Consider the following 18,813-nt stretch of genomic DNA (forward strand, 5'->3'; position numbering starts at 1 on the left):
TAAGAGGTCGTCATGTCTCGTAATATTATGCTTATTCCAATTGGTATTGGAGTAGGATTAACATCGCTTAGTTTAGGTATGGTTCGCGCCCTAGAACGCAAAGGCGTTAAAGTGCAATTTTTTAAACCTATTGCACAAATTCGATCTGGTGATACAGGTCCTGAGCGTTCGACCACTATTTTAAGTACTTCTCCTACGGTTAATCCGTTAGAGCCTTTTTCAATGGAACACGCTGAAGCTTTAATCCGCTCAGAGCAAACTGATGTCCTATTGGAACAGATTATTGCCCGCGCGTCGGAATGCGCCAACAATACTGAAACCTTAGTGATTGAAGGCTTAGTGCCAACACGAAGTCACCCTTTTGCTGATGACATTAACTACGAAATTGCTAAAGCATTAGATGCAGATGTTATTTTCATCGCAACCCCAGGCAACGATACGCCTAATGGATTAATGAATCGCTTAGAAATCGCCTTTAACTCTTGGGGTGGGCAGAAAAATAAACGCTTAATTGGCGCTATCATCAATAAAATTGGTGCCCCCGTTGACAACGAAGGTCGTACACGTCCTGATTTATCAGAAGTCTTTGATGATAAAAACATGAACGCGGTTGATAGCTCAGGGATGTTCCAACTGCCGGGTAAAAGTCCACTGCGCATATTAGGTAGTGTGCCATATAATTTAGAGTTAATTGCCCCACGCGCATCTGATTTAGCTAAGCACTTAAATGCAAAAATCATTAATGCCGGTGAAATGCATACTCGTCGTATGCGCCGGGTGACATTTTGTGCTCGCAGTCTTCCAAACTTGGTCACTCACATCAAAACCAACTCACTTTTAGTGACTTCAGGCGATCGCTCTGACGTCATAGTCTCAGCGTGTTTAGCTGCCATGAATGGTGTGAAAATTGGTGCATTATTGCTGACTGGTGGCTATTCGCCTGAACCAGAAATCATGAACCTATGTGAGCAAGCATTTGAAACTGGTTTGCCAGTATTTTTAATCGATTCAAATACATGGCAGACATCGCTCAATATTCAACGCTTTGATCATGAAGTGCCTGTTGATGATGCTGTACGGGTTGAGAAAGTGCAAGAGTACGTTGCCAGCCATATCGACCAAACATGGATTGAAAGTGTTACTCAAGATTCTCCCCGTGAACACCGATTATCGCCACCAGCATTCCGTTATAAGTTAACTGAATTAGCCCGTGCTGCGCGTAAAACTATCGTGCTTCCGGAAGGTGAAGAACCGAGAACCGTTAAAGCGGCCTCGATTTGTGCTGAACGCGGTATCGCTCGCTGTGTGTTATTAGGTAACCGCGAAGAAATTTTACGCGTTGCATTGTTGCAAGACGTCGTTTTAGGTGATGGCATTGAGATCATTGAGCCTGAAACCGTGCGTGAAAAATACGTAGAACCAATGCTTAAATTACGTCGCAGCAAAGGCTTAACCGAAGTCGTCGCCCGTGAGCAACTTGAAGACAACATGGTGCTTGGTACTATGATGCTGGCACAAGATGAGGTCGATGGTATTGTGTCTGGCGCTGTTAATACCACAGCCCACACTATTCGCCCACCACTGCAATTGATTAAAACGGCACCGGGTTCTAGCTTAGTATCGTCAATTTTCTTCATGCTGATGCCTGATCAAGTGCTTGTTTATGGTGACTGTGCGATTAACCCAGATCCTAATCCTGAGCAGTTAGCCGATATTGCGATTCAGTCAGCGGAATCAGCTAAAGCCTTTGGTATTGAACCTCGCGTTGCGATGATCAGTTACTCAACGGGCACCTCTGGTACAGGTTCTGATGTGGATAAAGTCCGCGAAGCCACACGAATTGCTAAAGAAAAACGTCCAGATTTAATTATCGATGGCCCTTTGCAGTACGATGCCGCAGTGATGCCTAACGTCGCTCAATCTAAAGCGCCTAACAGCCCTGTTGCCGGCAAAGCTACTGTGTTTGTGTTCCCAGACTTAAATACTGGTAACACCACATACAAAGCCGTACAGCGGAGCGCGGATTTGATCAGTATCGGTCCTATGCTTCAAGGTATGCGTAAACCGGTTAACGATTTATCACGAGGTGCACTTGTCGATGATATTGTCTACACAATTGCATTAACCGCGATTCAAGCTGCGCAAAACAGTGCCAAATAATTTGCGATATTTCGGTTTAACGCTGAGGTAATACGCAATACTTTATCACTAAAAAAGCACTGATTATTATCAGTGCTTTTTTGTGTCTGCTTGGCTAAATTAACTTGTTGGTCAGAGTCTAAACAACACGTTGGCCCAGCTATTCACTATACAAAAATGCAATAACCCCCCTATCTGGCGCAAACAAAAACGCTACCCAATCGGGTAGCGTTTATCAACAACGATGAAGTAACTAAAGCTAGAAACTATTTCTTGGCTTTTTTCTTAGTCGCTTCACTGACCCATTTACCGCCAATAAACTTAGAAGACCAACCGGTGGCTTTACCATCAACTTCAGTAGCAACATACTGCTCTTTGGTTTTACGGCTAAATTTAACCGAGGCTTTATTACCATCATCATCTTCTGTAGGTGCGTCAGCAAGGTACGCATATTTAGGCCATAACAGATCACGATACTGAACTAACTCTTCCACTAATGGCGCACGTGTTTCACGCGATTTAGGGAAAGTACTTGCCGCTAAAAATATGCCAGCAGCACCATCACGAAGCACAAAATGCGCATCTGACTTAGTGCATTTTAATTCAGGTAGAAAAATAGGATCTTCTTTTGGTGGCGCAGCTTCGCCGCTTCTTAGCAACTTACGCGTATTTTTACACTCGCTGTTAGTGCAACCAAAATACTTACCAAATCGACCATTTTTCAGTTCCATATTATTGCCGCAACGATCGCACTCAATAATTGGACCTTCATAACCTTTAATCTTAAATTGCCCGGCTTCCACTTCGTAGCCATCACATGAGGGGTTATTACCACAAACATGTAATTTACGCGTCTCATCAATCAGGTAACTGTCCATCGCTGTGCCACACTTACCACAACGATGTTTAGCCCGTAACGCTTCCGTTTCACCATCTTCATTGTCGCTAACCGCTTCTTCACCTGGGGTTAAGTTAAGCGTGGTTTTGCAACGTTCTTTAGGTGGTAAAGCATAACCAGAACAGCCTAAAAACACCCCAGTAGAACCGGTTCTGATCCCCATTGGACGGCCACAGGTAGGACACTTAATGTCGTCTGTTAATACCATCTCATTGGGGCGCATGCCGCCTTCATCTGGGTCTAACTCAGCCAACAATAATTGTTTGGTAAAGTCACCGTAAAAACCATCGAGTACTTTTTTCCAGTCAAGCTTACCTTGAGCAACATCATCTAATGTTTGCTCCATGCTTGCGGTAAAGTCGTAACTCATTAATTCTTTAAAACTGCCTACTAAACGTTCGCTAACTATCTCACCCATTTTTTCAGCAAAGAAACGGCGATTATCCACTTTGACGTAGCCGCGATCCTGAATGGTTGAAATAATTGTCGCATACGTTGACGGACGGCCAATACCACGTTTTTCGAGCTCTTTAACTAAAGAAGCTTCGCTGTAACGTGGTGCAGGCTTGGTAAAGTGCTGTTTAGGCGATAAGGTTTCAAGCACTAACTTGTCACCTTTTTCGACTACTGGCAGTGTTTTATCGTCTTCGTTTTTCTTACTCATCTGTGGTTGAACACGCGTCCAACCATCAAAGCGTAATGTGCGACCACTGGCTTTTAATTCGTAATCACCCGCAGTAACGGTTAAACGTGTTGCGTCATACTGAGCTGGGGTCATTTGACACGACACGAATTGACGCCAAATGAGCTCATACAAGCGCTGAGCGTCTCTTTCCATATCGGTTAGCGATGCAGACTGCACAGCAACGTTCGACGGTCTAATCGCTTCATGCGCCTCTTGGGCACCTTCTTTGCTACCATAACGGATAGGTTCAGCCGGTAAATACTTATCACCAAACTCAGAAGCAATCATTTCACGTAAATTTTCAACCGCTTCTTTACTTAAATTGGTTGAATCGGTACGCATATAGGTAATGTGCCCCGCTTCGTATAAACGCTGCGCCATCATCATGGTTTTCTTCACACCAAAACCTAGACGAGTACTCGCGGCTTGCTGCAATGTAGAGGTTATATAAGGTGCTGTTGGTTTGCTTGAGGTTGCTTTATCCTCACGCGCACTGACCACGTAAGACGCCCCACGCAATGCATCGACTGCCACTTTAGCTTGTGCTTCATTAATCGGCTCAAATGCAGCAGATTGATACTTCATCACCTGCATTTTCAAGCTTGCTGCGGTTGGCGTATTTAATTCAGCATGTATGTCCCAAAATTCTTCTGGAACAAATGCTTTAATCTCACTTTCACGTTCTACAACTAAGCGAACCGCAACCGATTGCACACGCCCAGCCGATAGACCACGAGCAACTTTTTTCCATAATAAAGGTGACACCATAAAGCCAACGACACGGTCTAAGAAACGACGTGCTTGTTGGGCGTTAACCATATTAGTGTCAAGTACAGACGGGTTACTAAATGCATCTTGAATCGCAGTTTTAGTAATTTCGTTAAACACAACTCGCTGATACCGTGAAGCATCACCACCAATGATCTCCTGCAAATGCCAGGCGATGGCTTCCCCTTCACGGTCCAAATCCGTTGCGAGATATATTTGGTCAGCATCTTCTGCTAACGCTTTGAGTTCTTTAACAACTTTTTCTTTACCAGGCAGGATTTGATACTTAGCCGCCCAGCCTTTATCTGGGTTGACACCCATTCGCGCCACAAGCGCTTGTTTGTCTCTGATTAGCTTGTATTTAGCTTTTTCTTCAGGAGATAATTTCTTAACTTCTGCTGCGGTTTTAGTCACAGTTGTACCGTCAGAAGTAGACGAAGTTGGTAAGTCACGTATGTGACCTACACTCGACTTCACAATGAAGTCTTTACCAAGATATTTATTAATTGTCTTGGCTTTGGCCGGCGATTCGACAATAACTAGCGATTTACCCATAGTTTTATTTGCGCCAAAAAGTCTCGAAAAAAAGAAAATTGATTCCATATATAGAGGGTTGAGACAATAGTTTCAAGTTAATCCCTCTTTTACATGGCTAGTAAGTCATTTTTTAAGCAAAATTTATTCAATAATAAAAAATGCGAAAAATAATATGCGTTTTTTAAACGTAATTTTTCACTTAATGATACTTGCGAGCACCTTCAGTGCATTTTTAGTCATTTATACACATTTGTACAAATTAACCACACCTTGTTAACCCTTATAGCTTCAGTATACTGGGGTTAAATTAGCGTTAACTGTAGTCAGCAATCACGTTCCTTTTTTATAAGTAACACAAATAAGTGCAACAACAATAATAATTATTCACTAAAAACTCTCAAGGATCACGAATGAAGCATTTTGAAGCAAACTTTGATGGCTTGGTAGGACCAACCCATAACTATGCCGGATTATCATTTGGTAATGTAGCCTCATTTAGTAATGCGGCCCAAACCTCAAATCCCAAAGCGGCAGCTAAACAAGGTTTGCAAAAAGCCAAATCATTAGCAGACTTGGGAATGGTACAAGGGGTATTAGCCCCACAAGAGCGTCCAGACCTTTATACACTGCGTCGAATTGGTTTTTCTGGGTCAGACGCTGAAGTTTTACAAAAAGCGGCTCAACAGGCTCCTGCGCTACTTAATGCTTGTTGCAGTGCATCAAGTATGTGGACTGCTAACGCGGCAACCGTATCCCCCAGTGCCGATACCCGGGACGGTAAAGTTCATTTCACGCCAGCTAACTTAGTCGACAAATTACACCGCAGCATTGAGCCTGTCACCACAGGCAATATTTTACAGGCAACATTTAACAACGATCGCCATTTTAAACATCACCAACATTTACCAGAACATGCAAGTTTTGGTGATGAAGGCGCCGCAAATCATACCCGCCTATGTGCTGAATACGGCCATGCTGGTGTTGAACTGTTTGTTTATGGACAATCGGCAACCAATCCTGATGCACCAAAACCGAAAAAATATCCCGCCCGTCAAACCTTAGAAGCATCACAAGCCGTTGCTCGTTTGCATCAGCTTGAAGATGAAAGTTGCGTGTTTATGCAGCAAAACCCTGATGTGATTGACCAAGGTGTATTCCACAACGATGTGATTTCTGTTGGTAATCAAAACGTCCTTTTTTATCATGAACAGGCGTTTTTACATACCGAAGCAAAATTTGATGAAATTCGCCGAAAAATGGATAGTGACATGCATTTTATCAAAGTGGCAACCAGCCAAGTGTCAATTGATGATGCGGTCAAAAGTTACCTGTTTAATACGCAGATCATTACATTACCGTCTGGTGAAATGGCCATTATTGCACCGACAAACTGCCAAGAAAATCCCGCAGTTTTTGCTTACTTAAATGAACTGATAACCTTAGGCACGCCAATCAAACAGGTGCGTTATTTTGATGTGAAACAAAGTATGCAAAATGGTGGTGGGCCAGCTTGTTTACGTTTACGTGTGGCAATGAACCAACAAGAAGTTGCCGCAGTTAATCAAAACACCCTCATGAATGATAGCTTATTTACTCGTCTAAATACCTGGGTTGATAGGCATTATCGCGACCAATTAACGGTTCAAGATTTAGCCGACCCACAATTGATTATTGAATCGCGCACTGCGTTAGATGAGCTAACACAAATTTTGAAATTAGGCAGTGTTTATCAGTTCCAAAAGTAAACTTTAACGGGGGTCAATAAATGATAGCGGTATGTACAAAATCATAAACTTGACCCATCTCATATCAAACGAGTAATGTGTGTACCAAGCAAGAAATAATAACGTATCCAGTGCTAAGCTTTAGCAAGTTAAATTGTCCACACTAGCGGGCAAATAACGGTTTAATAAACGTTTTTTATCCCGCTTATAGGTTACTGATAAAAATAACAAAAAAGAGTAATTATTCCAGCTATTTTTTTATTGTTAACTATACTTTATTTATCATCAATCAATCACTAAATCGGCGCTGTATGAAAAGTCAGTTAATAAGGATGTTAACACTTGTAATCTTATGTTCATTCAATACCTCAAACGCCTCAGAAAATGCGTTAGAGTTTGAACACACCATAGTTAATTACAATGCCTCCGTTCAAGGTGTTGATCCTAAGCAAGCCTATTTTATTTCACTGTTAGCACTTGCTCTGGATAAAAGTGCTAGCCGCTACGGTACGTTTCAAATGCGTGCAGCCATGATTAATATGCCTCAAAGTCGTACCCTAAAAATGCTGGCCGAAAACAAAAATATCGATGTCGCGTGGAGCATGACAAGTATTGAACGGGAAGCACAGCTTCAAGCAGTCTATATCCCACTATTAAAAGGGCTTATGGGATATAGAATTGGGATTATACGCAAAGGCGACCAAGCACAATTTGATCAACTCACCAGCCTAGAAGACCTAAAAAAAATCCTCATGGGTCAAGGTTTAGATTGGCCTGATACCAATATTTTGAACAGCAATGGCTTTAATGTGGTCCCAGGACCAGAAAAGAGTTTAATTAGTATGTTGCTTAAAAATCGGTTTGATTATTACCCTCGTGCTCTTTTTGAACCTTGGCGCGACCTTGCTCGTCACAGTGAATTAGTAGTAGAAAAGAATATCTTAATACGCTACACAGCCCCAATTTATTTTTTTGTCAGTAAAGACAATCCTCGGTTAGCTGAACGAATTGAATATGGCTTACGAGTCGCCATCGATGACGGTAGCTTCAATGCCATGTTCTATAATCACCCCATCACCGATGGCATGCTCGAAAAATCCGAACTCGACAAACGTAAAGAATTTGTTCTGCATAATCCCTTGTTGTCAGAAAAAAGCGCCAGTCTTCTTGATGAGCCGAAATTATGGTTAACCATCAAAACAGCAACCTCTATTGCGGTACCTCTTTACAATTAAACGCTCAACCTATGCGATGCTCATTGATGATACAGAGATTGCAGGTTTTATCAAAAACATTGATAATCAATAAATTACACTCAGCCACAGCAGGTTTAGCACTACTGTAATCACCTTCTATTACTCACAAACCTAATTAAAAAGGTTTACATTCTTTTGCACAATAGAGGTTTAGAATCCACAGATTAACCACCATATTAATGCGAATGGCAATAACATCATGCTACAATTGGCCACAACTACGATTGGAAATATGATGCAATCATGTCCGAACTAGACATTATCGTTTCCCTAGCCTGAGATTTATATGAAGCAACTGTTAGATTTTTTACCATTAGTCATTTTTTTTGCGGTTTACAAGTTCTATGATATTTACGCCGCTACAGGAGTATTGATCGCGGCAACAGCGCTTCAACTTGTAATCACTTATCTGCTTTATAAACACATTGAAAAAATGCATTTAGCCACCTTCGCCTTGGTCACTGTGTTTGGCTCACTCACACTGTTTTTCCATGACGATGCCTTTATCAAATGGAAAGTCAGTATCGTTTATGCCTTATTCGCCATAGGACTAATTGCCTCACAAATGATGGGCAAACCTGCGCTTAAAAGCATGCTTGGTAAAGAAATGAAAGTTGACGATAAAATATGGGCTCAAGTCACGTGGTATTGGGTTGGATTTTTTGTCTTATGTGCCTTTGCTAATATTTACATTGCGTTTAATTTACCTCTGGAAACCTGGGTAAACTTCAAAGTGTTTGGCCTAACCGCCCTCACCTTAATCAACACCGTTATTACGGTCGTTTATTTGTATAAAAATATGCAAGATGACGATTCGCAAACAACTGATGGTCAATAAGCATTCATGTAAAATAAAATCAAATAAAGGAAGCAACGATATGTGGTATATGATTTCATCTCAAGATGTGGAAAACAGTTTAGAGAAACGCTTATCTGTTCGCGCTGAACATTTAGCTCGTTTACAAGATTTAGCTGATGAAGGCCGTTTATTAACTGCCGGACCACATCCTGCTATTGATAACGAAAACCCTGGTGAAGCAGGTTTTACCGGCTCATTAGTTATTGCCGATTTTGCCTCATTAGAAGATGCACAAGCATGGGCTGATGTGGATCCTTACATTGGTGCTGGTGTGTATAAAAGCGTTATTGTTAAGCCATTTAAACGAGTGCTCCCATAATGAAGATTGTTTCTTTTAACATTAATGGCATACGTGCTCGACTGCATCAATTGCAAGCACTTATAGACAGCCACGCGCCTGACATTATTGGCTTACAAGAAACCAAAGTGCACGACGAAGCCTTTCCGGTTGCAGATGTTGAGGCAATGGGCTACAAAGTTCATTACCATGGCGGCAAAGCACATTATGGCGTAGCCATGCTGTCAAAAGCTGAACCCATTAGCATTATTAAAGGTTTTGAATCTGATAATGAAGATGCTCAGCGTCGACTTATTATTGGCCAATTTACACAAGATAATGGCCGAGTATTAACGGTATTCAATGGATATTTTCCACAAGGTGAAAGCATTCACCACGAAACAAAATACCCGGCTAAACGTAAGTTTTATCAAGACTTAATGCTATATTTAGAGAAACATCACCAACCAAGCGATGACATAGCAATCATTGGTGATATCAATATATCGCCCACCGATTTAGATATCGGCATTGGTGAAGTGAACGCTAAGCGTTGGTTAAAAAGCGGAAAATGTAGCTTCCAACCAGAAGAACGTGAATGGTTAGCACGTTTACAACAATGGGGCTTTATTGATAGTTTCCGCCAATTGCATCCAGATCGCACTGAACGTTACTCGTGGTTTGATTACCGCAGTAAAGGCTTTGATGATAACCGTGGTCTGCGCATCGACGTGATATTAGTGACCGACTCATTAGTGTCACGCGTAGTCGAATCTGATGTCGATTACGAATTACGCGCGATTGAGAAACCGTCCGATCATGCCCCCATTTGGACTACGTTTAGTTAATCGTTAGGGTGCTGACATAACCTAGCCCCCGACATCGCTTAGCAACAAAAAAGCTATAAGCAATCTTGCTTATAGCTTTTTTAGTTTTACAGCATTCCTTCACCACCGGCTAAGCTTGATAGCTTGATAGTTTGATAGTTTGTCAACACGCTCACATGAGCAGAGTAAACGACTCACGTTAGTATATTACAGGCCAAATAATCGCCCTTAAAAGGTTGCTGCTATAAAAATCAAATAATGGCTAAGCATGCATATTAGTAACCCAAGTGATTATCATCACTACTATGCCATCTTTATCGAGCACCTTAACTAACTATCACTGAACGTTGTTATGGGCTGCTTGATACAAAATTAAATTCTATATTGACTTAAAATCGCCGCTAAACCTTGAGATGATTGATGTAAATCTTTCGCTAATATTCCGGCATGTTTTGCAGTACTGCGAATCGTCTCCGATTGCTGACGGATTTGATTAAGTTGCGAGGCAATATCACCAGCAGAGACACTTTGTTGTTCAGCTGAGGCGGCTATCTGGCTACTCATATCAAACACGGCATTAATCGACTCAGCCATGTCGGTAATATCGTCACCGACCGCTTTAATACTTGCACTGCCCTGATCTGCTTCGGTAACAATCACATTGGTAATGCTGGTCAGTTTTTTAGAACCTTGTTGTAAGCCTTCGATCATATTTTGAATTTCAACGGTCGCTTGTTGAGTCCGCCCTGCAAGAGTACGTACTTCATCAGCCACCACAGCAAAACCCCGGCCTTGCTCACCGGCACGCGCCGCTTCAATGGCTGCATTTAACGCTAATAAATTAGTTTGTTCAGAAATACTTTCAATGGTAGTAACAGCAACATTAATTTGGGTGGCATCATGAGATAACTGCTCTACAGATGAAAATGCTTCAGCAATACGCTCAGACAAATAGCCAATCCGCTTAACTGCATCATTAATCTTGCCCTGACTCTGACCCATTTGGGTAGCATTTTGCTTAGTATTCAAAGATGCATCACTCGCATGATGTGATACATCTGCAATGGCTCCGGTCATTTGATCCATGGCATGCGCTACAGAATCTAAATAATGATGTTGCTGATCAATTAAGTCATCATTAGTGTTAGCTTGATGATTAAACTCATTGGCGGCAGTCGCTAGGGTGTCTGCATTACTCCGAATAGCGGTCACCATTTCACTCATATTATTAGCACAGCGATCAATTTCATTGGCGATTAAACTGAAATCGTCAGTACCAAAGAAGTTTAATCTCAAGGTTAAATCACCATCAGCTAACCGTTTGATAGCCATGTACATATCCCATAAACCGCCGCCTAACGAGGTTGAGATCCAGTAACTCAGTTGAAATAATGGTAGCAAGCCAACTAATGCGATGATTAGCATAAAATAGCTTTGGCTTAATGGTTCCTGTTCCCAGGATTGAACATTTTGACTCACGCTTAGAAACTGATCGCCGACACTCGCTGATGCTGTTACTTGATCACCACTGCGCAAAGTATTATCGCGACCAGATAACTGTAATTGATGAGTTTGTGCAAATTGCTCCAGAGCAGTATTTGTTAAGCCTTGATTATTGGCAACCGAGGCATAACTTTCAGCACTTGCTTTAACCCGCTGTAATGATGATTGAGCAATTAAATCATTCGTTTGTTGGTAATTCATCAGAGCAATAACACTGGTGATCAATGCAACCAGCGAACACACCACCCAAAATTTGCCATTCAGGCTAAATTTAATCAAAATTGCATCAATGGTTCTAAACTGAATTTGCTTCATATAAGCTTCCTAAGGCAATGCGTTACTATCTCAAATATGAGAATAAGATTAAATAAACAACAGCACCCACTCAATCTGAATCAATACTAAAATTCATTAACGATTCAATTGAGAGTGATTTTAAATTATCGTAAAAAAAACAATGCCTAAGTGCGAATACACTTAGGCATTTAGCTTATTTATTATCGGCTTAAGCGCAGTAAACTTAAGTGTTGTAGCTCACGAAAATGGCTAAACCGATAAAAATTTATTAAGCGGTAAATCGCGATATCGTATCCCCGTTGCCGCAAAAATGGCATTGGTTAAACTGGGCGCAACAGGAGGCACACCGGGCTCACCGACACCAGCAGGCTTTGCTATCGACTCAATAATATAAGTGTCAATCTGTGGCGATTGCGGCATACGCAATAACGGATAGTCATGAAAGTTAGATTGTTCGACTTTACCGTCTTTAAAGGTAATTTCGCCCATGGTCGCTAAACTTAAACCAAAAATGATCGCACCTTCTAATTGTGATTTCACTCGATCAGGATTAATCACTCTCCCAGCATCCATCACCGCAATAGATTTCAATACTTTAAGCTGTTTATCTACCACTTCAACTAGCGTAGCAACGGCAACATAGCTAACAAAGCTGCGATGCACCGCCATACCCCAACCTTGGTTTTTAGCCGCTTTAGGGGCATCTGCCATTACGGCTTCTAACTTGTCGAGCACTTTATGATAACGCCCTACATCCACGGGATGATCGGCTAAGTCTTCACCGTAATTTCCATAGGTAAAGTTTTGGTTTTCAAACGGTTCGATACGCGCTTTACCTAATAAATCACGCCACATTTGTACACAGGGCTTATTAGCATTTACGGCTATCTCGTCAACAAAACTGCCAATACCAAAAGCATGCTGAATATTACACACAGAACGCATCCAACCAATACGCGTATGCGCGGGCGCTTTGACGGCTTCAAGTTGAATGTGCTTAAGCGCTAACGGTACGTCACTAAAACCTAAATCGAGCTCACCAGCTGAAGGGTATTCAACCCCTTCGGCAAATGTTGAACTGATTGACGGAAAGCCTGTACGGGCTAATAGTGCGGTGGGCATCTTATTATTGTCGAGAGCGACTTGGTACATCTGCGCACTGATAGCATGATAATAACCATTCTGAATTTCGTCTTCACGGCTCCAACATACTTTGACGGGTTTATTGAGCTTTTGCGATAAAATGGCGGCTTCAACACTAAAGTCAGGCTTAGATTTACGCCCAAAACCACCACCCAGTAAAGTCACGTTAACGGTAACTTGCTCTTCTTTTAACCCTAATGCACCAGCCACATTTTGCTGGGTACTTTGTGGGGTTTGGCTCGAAGCCCACAACTCACATCCATTGGCGGTTACATTTGCTGTTGCTACTGGTGGCTCCATCATGGCATGGGTTAAATAGGGCACAGTGTAAACAGCCTTAACTGTTGACGCTTCAGGCCAATCAGTGACTGACTCACCTAACTGGCGCATCACTTTACCTGGTTGGTTTACTCTCTCGACCAACCCCTGCAGGTAAGTGTCTGAATTGTGGCTATCATTAATCGATTTAGACCAGGTAATCACCAACGCTTTACGCGCTTCAATCGCACTCCAACTGTTAGTGGCAATCACTGCGACGCCGCCTAAAGCCTGAAATAATGGTGCACCTTTCGGAACGGGTAAGGTAATAATATCGACCACCCCGGCTATTTTACGGGCTTTGGTGTCATCAAGACTCAGCACATCGCTGCCTAATACTGGCGGACGAGTGATACTGGCATACAACATACCGTCTAATTTAATGTCATAGCCGTAAATCGCTTTGCCCGTGAGCATGGCATCCATATCGATAATAGTATGAGATTGACCAATATGGGTAAATTCACTTTCTGGCTTTAGCACTACAGAATCTAATTCTGGCATCGGTAATCTCGATGCCGCTACAGCCAACTCACCGTAACTAAGGCTTTTGTTACTGCCTTTATGATGGATTTTATGGGCTTTAGCATACACCTCAGCAACCGGAACTTGCCAAATTTGCGCCGCAGCTTGTTCAAGCATGGTTCTTGCGGTCGCGCCCATTTGACGCATACGATGATAATGTTTACGAATACTGCGGCTACCATCAGTATTTTGGCTGCCATAGCGTTTATCCGCTAAGCCTTGCACCACTACAACCTTATCCCAATCAGCTTCTAACTCGTCAGCCAAAATTTGCGGTATGCCTGTTCTAATCCCTTGTCCCATCTCAGAACGATGACAAGTCAAATACACTTTATTGTCTTCACCGATAGCAACAAACAAGTTCATCAGCGCTTGCTTGTCTTCAGCTAAGGCCATTGGGCTCCAACTTAAACTGGTTGCCCCTAGAGCGAGTCCACCACCGACTGCACCAAATAACTTTAATACATTACGGCGACTAATATTCTCAACAGCTGTGAATGTGGTCATGATCACGCCTCCGAAGCCGATTGAATGGCGGCTTTTATCCGTGGATAGGTACCACAACGACAAATATTACCCGACATCGCATCAAGGATTTGGGTTTCAGTCGGTTTAGGCGTGCTGGTGAGTAAGGCTGCGGCAGACATTAACTGCCCAGCCTGACAATAACCACATTGCGGCACATTATGCGCTAACCAAGCTTGCTTTAGTTTTTCAGCCTCAAGACCTTCAATAGTGGTAACTTGCTTACCCTGAACTTGCTTTAAGCTGGTTAAACAACCACGCATTGGACTGCCGTCAACATGGATAGTGCATGCACCACAAAGCCCTGCTCCACAACCAAATTTAGTGCCGGTTAGACCTAATATGTCACGCAATGCCCAAAGTACTGGCATATTCGGGTCGGCATCAAGGGTAAAATCCTTTCCATTGACCATCAATTTTTGTGTTGGGGTTGTCATAATCAATCCTTATTATCTAACCAACGTACTAAGTCAGCAGGTGTATCAATATCAAATTGCGCTTGTTCCATCACAATAATGTTCAAGCTATTATTTTTATCATTTTGTTTTAAAATGCTTTTTGCACCATTATCGCCATCAAGAGACATCAATATTTTAATATCTTCAGCTGAAAAGATAGCAGGTACACCTACGCTATGCAGGTAAAAAGCACAGCTAGTTAACTTATTATGGATATATGCTTGGATCAATTGTAAATAATCACTGCTTTGTAATGCGACTTGGTCGGCTAACACCACCAGTAAAGCATCCGCCTGTTGCGTTTGGGCATATTGGCCAGCAAGTTTCACTGAACTGGACAAACCTAAATGCCAATCATGATTAATAATTCGCTGATGATTGGCCGTTATCGCTAACACTTCATCGGTTTGATGGGCACCCAACATCACCACCGCAGGTGCAATACCTGCCGTTTGAGTCACCACATCAAGAGTCTGTAAGCCGTGTGCCAGCAAACTTTGTTCGCCTTGCACTTTAGCAACAATTTTAGCGCTGTTAAATCGGCTGCTTGCCCCAGCAGCTAGGATCACTGTAACTATGTTTGCCGTCATTTACGTATCAACTCGCTAAGACAGCATTACAGTATCAAGACTGGTTATCTTGCTTTGATAAAGTACGCCATGGCACTGGGACAATATGCTCAGTCCAACCGAACCAGGCAGCTCGCCCCCTAATGCCAACCCTGCTGGTGCCGAAAAATAACCACTAAAGTCATCGATATTAAGTTCAGCCATGCTCAACACCTTGTCACGGCGGTGAGTCGGACCTAATAATGAAATATACGCTAGGGATAAAGGTTGCAGTACCTGTAATGTTTTAGCATCAATCTGTAAATTATGACTCATCACAAAGGCTGCATCTAAACTGGCCAACAGTGAGCTTGACACATCCTTGGTGGCTTTTTTGATGATCTGGCAGCCAGGAAAATCATAAGTGCGTGCGTACGCAGTACGTTCATCAAATACAGTGACTTTCCAACCTAACGTTTGCGCCATTTGCGCAATTGGTTGGGCATCTAAACCGCCCCCAAAAATACCAATATGCACAGGTGGCCTGATAGGAATATGTAACACTGAGTGATCTTCAAAGGCTTCTTTGTGGGTTTTAGTATTGAGAGTGATAACGGTAGCTTGCTCAGATTTTTGTTCAACAAAGTGGCCATTGAGTTGGTCGGCCGGCGTGCCATCAGCAACGATATCAATTTGATATACACCTGAATGACTGCGCATCAAAGCATCATGAACACTCACTAAACCAAGATAATTGTTAGATTTATTCAACGACACCATCATGATATTAACGATGCCACCACAGCCAAGTTGATAACTGGTATCAGACTCGTCAGTTGCATCATAGGTTAACTGAATAACTTGCTGAGTTTGAATCGCACGTTGCGCGTGACGACGGAGATCCGCTTCAAGGCAACCACCACTTAACATTCCTAAGCTTTTGCCCATGGGATGAAATAGCATTATTGCGCCTGGTTTGCGGTAAGAAGAGCCTTGTACTTGAGTGAGAACGGCGAGTACCCAGTCTTCTTGATAAGAAGGTAACCAGGTATCGAGTAAATCAACGAGGTGTTGAACCATTTGAACTGTCCATCATATGTAAACGCATACTCTTAAGCTAACAGACTGGGTTTACAATGCAAAGAATCAATAGTTTCAACTTATTAATAAATAACCTCAACGACCTAATTGTGTAGAAAAGTGTTAATCAAATAACTGATCCGCAACAAAAGGGTTATGTTGTCGTTCATCTGCAAACGTCGACATTGGGCCATGACCAGGAATAAAACTCACATTGTGACCTAATGGCCATAACTTAGTGGTGATTGATTGAAGTAAGTCTTGATGATTGGATTGCGGGAAATCGGTACGACCAATTGAGCCACGAAAAAGCACATCGCCCACCCAGGCTAAATTAGCAAAAGCATTATAAAAAATAATGTGTCCCGGTGTATGTCCAGGGCAATGCAAAACTCGTAAATGTTGCTCACCAACACTTAACTCATCATCTTCATTAAGGTATTGGGTTGGCTCAAAAGCTTCTACACGCGGAAACCCAAAGTTTTGACTTTGTTTTACCAAGTTTTCTAACCAAAATTTATCCGCAATGTGCGGACCAATGATCGGAATAGCTAATTCGTTCGCCAATGCCGCCGCCCCACCAACATGATCAATATGCCCATGGGTTAATAATATTTTTTCAACCGTTAAGCCTAACTTAGCCACCTCGGCTAAAATCCTATCAATGTTACCACCAGGATCAACTACCGCAGCCTTCAAGGTCTTTTCGCACCAAATAACACTACAATTTTGCTGAAAAGGCGTTACGGGGATGATTTGATACTTCATTGACAACCTCGTTGTTTAATAATCAGTGGCTAATTATCGGTTAATTCTACCTAGGCAGATTTGATCTAGATAGCTATTTAAGATGATTTGCATCAAGTTAGTGATTGTTAATCATTAACATGGCTCATAAAATAACGTTACTTACGGCTGAATAAGCTTGATATCAACATTAATCATGACCCAATAGGCATTTTATGCACACAGAACTCACCTTAGCAGACATTGTTGCTCGTAAGCACTTTTTCTCGGTGCCATTAGATTATCAACAAAGTCCCAGTAAACAGATTACGGTTTTCGCTCGGGAAATTGTTAGTGTTGAAAACCAACATAAAAAACTGCCTTATTTAGTATTCTTTCAAGGTGGGCCAGGATTTGGTGCCGTCAGACCGATCAGCAATAACGGCTGGATAAAACGTGCGTTAACTGAATATAGAGTGTTATTGCTCGACCAGCGGGGCACCGGATTATCAAGCCCAATCAATGCCACCAGCTTAAGTTATATGAACGCCACCGACCAGGCTGATTATTTAAGTTTTTTCCGTGCCGACAACATTATTCGCGATGCAGAATATATTAGAGCCAAACTATCCCCAGACCAGCCTTGGAGTATTTTAGGCCAAAGCTTTGGTGGCTTTTGTGTGCTGCATTATTTGTCTGCTGCGCCTGAAGGCCTAAAAGAAGCCTACATTACTGGCGGCATACCTTCACTTAGCCGCCCTGCAGATGAAGTATATCAAGCGACATATCAACGAGTCATCGCCAAAAACAACGACTTTTTCAAACGCTTTAGTGATGCCCGCAGCTTAGTTGATAACTTAGCCAGCCACCTTTATCAAAACAAAGTGTACTTAGCCACAGGCGAATTACTGACAGTTGAAATGTTGCAATTGTTAGGGATTAATTTAGGCATGGAACAAGGGCCAGAAGCGGTCTACTATTTGCTTGAACAAGCCTTAATCGAAACACCCCACGGTATTGATGTTAATCCGTTATTTTTACATCAATTTAGTCATTTCCTCGACTACAGCACTAATCCTATTTTTGCTTTATTGCACGAATCTATTTACTGCCAACATAAGGCTTCAGCGTGGGCGGCCCATCGAGTGAGAGCGCAGTTTGAACAATTCAATTACAGTCCGAATAAGCCATTATTGTTTACAGGTGAAATGATTTACCCATGGATGTTTGCTCAATTTGAAGCATTAATGCCATTACAACCTGCAGCAGACTTAATCGCGGCTAAGAAAGATTGGCCGGCATTATATGACCTTGAAACGTTAGCGAATAATAAGGTTCCGGTAGCAGCCGCTATTTACAGCAACGACATGTTTGTCGAAATGCAATACAGTCTAGAAACCGCTAAGCAAGTCAACAATCTCAAGTATTGGCTCACCTCCGAATATGAACACAACGGCATCCGCATGGATGGCGAACGCATTCTTGATAAGCTTATTAGCCTCAACCGCGGTCATTGTTTACGTTAATGCATCAATCAACCAAGTTTGTGTGATGAAAATAAACTGGCATAAGCTTAACTAAAACAAAGCGATAAACCTAAAGTCACCGTCCGAAGAGTCAGAAATAGCATGATGAGAACCCTGTGGTAAAATCATGCTATTTATCACATATAACGGCGTCAGAAGCTTTTCACATCAGATGTACTCTCTGGGCTATGAGG

14 protein-coding genes are annotated in these 18,813 nt (G+C 42.2%); 7 read left to right on the forward strand and 7 right to left on the reverse strand.

The features are described 5' to 3' along the window. Positions 1–12 precede the first annotated feature (12 nt). Positions 13–2,160 carry a phosphate acetyltransferase gene (gene pta, locus H5123_RS15010; protein WP_124016137.1) on the forward strand — a complete coding sequence of 716 codons (2,148 nt, stop codon included), beginning with the start codon at positions 13–15 and terminating at the stop codon, positions 2,158–2,160. Between the two features lie 245 nt (positions 2,161–2,405). Here pta and topA read toward each other — a convergent pair whose 3' ends face one another. Next, positions 2,406–5,045: a type I DNA topoisomerase gene (gene topA / locus H5123_RS15015; protein WP_124016138.1), complete on the reverse strand. Its 2,640-nt coding sequence runs from the start codon at positions 5,043–5,045 to the stop codon at positions 2,406–2,408. Positions 5,046–5,437: 392 nt separating this feature from the next. Here topA and astB point away from each other — a divergent pair, with 392 nt between their 5' ends. From astB to xthA, 5 genes are all read left to right on the forward strand, one after another. Continuing rightward, positions 5,438–6,772 (forward strand): N-succinylarginine dihydrolase, encoded by a 1,335-nt coding sequence (gene astB, locus H5123_RS15020; protein WP_182698483.1) that lies wholly within the window; start codon positions 5,438–5,440, stop codon positions 6,770–6,772. A gap of 311 nt (positions 6,773–7,083) precedes the next feature. Continuing rightward, the gene (locus H5123_RS15025; protein ID WP_259395675.1) at positions 7,084–7,986 is read left to right on the forward strand and encodes a hypothetical protein; all 903 of its coding nucleotides are present in this window, start codon (positions 7,084–7,086) and stop codon (positions 7,984–7,986) included. A 307-nt stretch (positions 7,987–8,293) separates the two neighbouring features. Next, entirely contained in the window at positions 8,294–8,845 is a 552-nt protein-coding gene (locus H5123_RS15030) for a septation protein A (protein WP_124016141.1), read from the forward strand. 40 nt (positions 8,846–8,885) lie between these two features. Next, complete coding sequence (locus H5123_RS15035) at positions 8,886–9,185, forward strand: YciI family protein (protein WP_182698485.1); 300 nt, start codon at positions 8,886–8,888, stop codon at positions 9,183–9,185. Continuing rightward, entirely contained in the window at positions 9,185–9,991 is an 807-nt protein-coding gene (gene xthA / locus H5123_RS15040) for an exodeoxyribonuclease III (protein WP_182698486.1), read from the forward strand. Before H5123_RS15035 ends, xthA begins: the two co-directional genes overlap by 1 nt. A 351-nt stretch (positions 9,992–10,342) precedes the next feature. On the opposite strand, the gene H5123_RS15045 is transcribed toward xthA, so the two are convergent. From H5123_RS15045 to H5123_RS15070, 6 genes are all read right to left on the reverse strand, one after another. Beyond that, positions 10,343–11,788, reverse strand: coding sequence for a methyl-accepting chemotaxis protein (locus H5123_RS15045; protein ID WP_182698487.1), 1,446 nt, complete (start codon positions 11,786–11,788; stop codon positions 10,343–10,345). 231 nt (positions 11,789–12,019) lie between these two features. Beyond that, positions 12,020–14,263: a molybdopterin cofactor-binding domain-containing protein gene (locus H5123_RS15050; protein WP_182698488.1), complete on the reverse strand. Its 2,244-nt coding sequence runs from the start codon at positions 14,261–14,263 to the stop codon at positions 12,020–12,022. A gap of 2 nt (positions 14,264–14,265) precedes the next feature. Continuing rightward, positions 14,266–14,718, reverse strand: a complete 453-nt coding sequence (locus H5123_RS15055) for a (2Fe-2S)-binding protein (protein ID WP_182698489.1) — start codon at positions 14,716–14,718, stop codon at positions 14,266–14,268. 2 nt (positions 14,719–14,720) lie between these two features. After that, entirely contained in the window at positions 14,721–15,329 is a 609-nt protein-coding gene (locus H5123_RS15060) for a nucleotidyltransferase family protein (RefSeq protein WP_182698490.1), read from the reverse strand. 15 nt (positions 15,330–15,344) lie between these two features. Further along, positions 15,345–16,367, reverse strand: coding sequence for an XdhC family protein (locus tag H5123_RS15065; protein WP_182698491.1), 1,023 nt, complete (start codon positions 16,365–16,367; stop codon positions 15,345–15,347). A 123-nt stretch (positions 16,368–16,490) separates the two neighbouring features. Further along, positions 16,491–17,135 (reverse strand): MBL fold metallo-hydrolase, encoded by a 645-nt coding sequence (locus tag H5123_RS15070; protein WP_182698492.1) that lies wholly within the window; start codon positions 17,133–17,135, stop codon positions 16,491–16,493. A 194-nt stretch (positions 17,136–17,329) separates the two neighbouring features. Here H5123_RS15070 and H5123_RS15075 point away from each other — a divergent pair, with 194 nt between their 5' ends. Further along, entirely contained in the window at positions 17,330–18,619 is a 1,290-nt protein-coding gene (locus tag H5123_RS15075) for an alpha/beta fold hydrolase (RefSeq protein WP_182698493.1), read from the forward strand. Positions 18,620–18,813 lie beyond the last annotated feature (194 nt).

Source organism: Shewanella sp. SR43-4, assembly GCF_014163845.1.
Taxonomy (GTDB): domain Bacteria; phylum Pseudomonadota; class Gammaproteobacteria; order Enterobacterales; family Shewanellaceae; genus Shewanella; species Shewanella vesiculosa.

Bases quoted from the DNA above. Each gene is read 5' to 3' on its own strand.
- topA (WP_124016138.1), bottom strand. From the start codon at position 5,045: ATGGGTAAATCGCTAGTTATTGTCGAATCGCCGGCCAAAGCCAAGACA.
- H5123_RS15070 (WP_182698492.1), bottom strand. From the start codon at position 17,135: ATGAAGTATCAAATCATCCCCGTAACGCCTTTTCAGCAAAATTGTAGT.
- H5123_RS15065 (WP_182698491.1), bottom strand. From the start codon at position 16,367: ATGGTTCAACACCTCGTTGATTTACTCGATACCTGGTTACCTTCTTAT.
- H5123_RS15055 (WP_182698489.1), bottom strand. From the start codon at position 14,718: ATGACAACCCCAACACAAAAATTGATGGTCAATGGAAAGGATTTTACC.
- H5123_RS15030 (WP_124016141.1), top strand. From the start codon at position 8,294: ATGAAGCAACTGTTAGATTTTTTACCATTAGTCATTTTTTTTGCGGTT.
- H5123_RS15050 (WP_182698488.1), bottom strand. From the start codon at position 14,263: ATGACCACATTCACAGCTGTTGAGAATATTAGTCGCCGTAATGTATTA.
- H5123_RS15075 (WP_182698493.1), top strand. From the start codon at position 17,330: ATGCACACAGAACTCACCTTAGCAGACATTGTTGCTCGTAAGCACTTT.
- xthA (WP_182698486.1), top strand. From the start codon at position 9,185: ATGAAGATTGTTTCTTTTAACATTAATGGCATACGTGCTCGACTGCAT.
- H5123_RS15060 (WP_182698490.1), bottom strand. From the start codon at position 15,329: ATGACGGCAAACATAGTTACAGTGATCCTAGCTGCTGGGGCAAGCAGC.
- H5123_RS15035 (WP_182698485.1), top strand. From the start codon at position 8,886: ATGTGGTATATGATTTCATCTCAAGATGTGGAAAACAGTTTAGAGAAA.
- H5123_RS15025 (WP_259395675.1), top strand. From the start codon at position 7,084: ATGTTAACACTTGTAATCTTATGTTCATTCAATACCTCAAACGCCTCA.
- H5123_RS15045 (WP_182698487.1), bottom strand. From the start codon at position 11,788: ATGAAGCAAATTCAGTTTAGAACCATTGATGCAATTTTGATTAAATTT.
- pta (WP_124016137.1), top strand. From the start codon at position 13: ATGTCTCGTAATATTATGCTTATTCCAATTGGTATTGGAGTAGGATTA.
- astB (WP_182698483.1), top strand. From the start codon at position 5,438: ATGAAGCATTTTGAAGCAAACTTTGATGGCTTGGTAGGACCAACCCAT.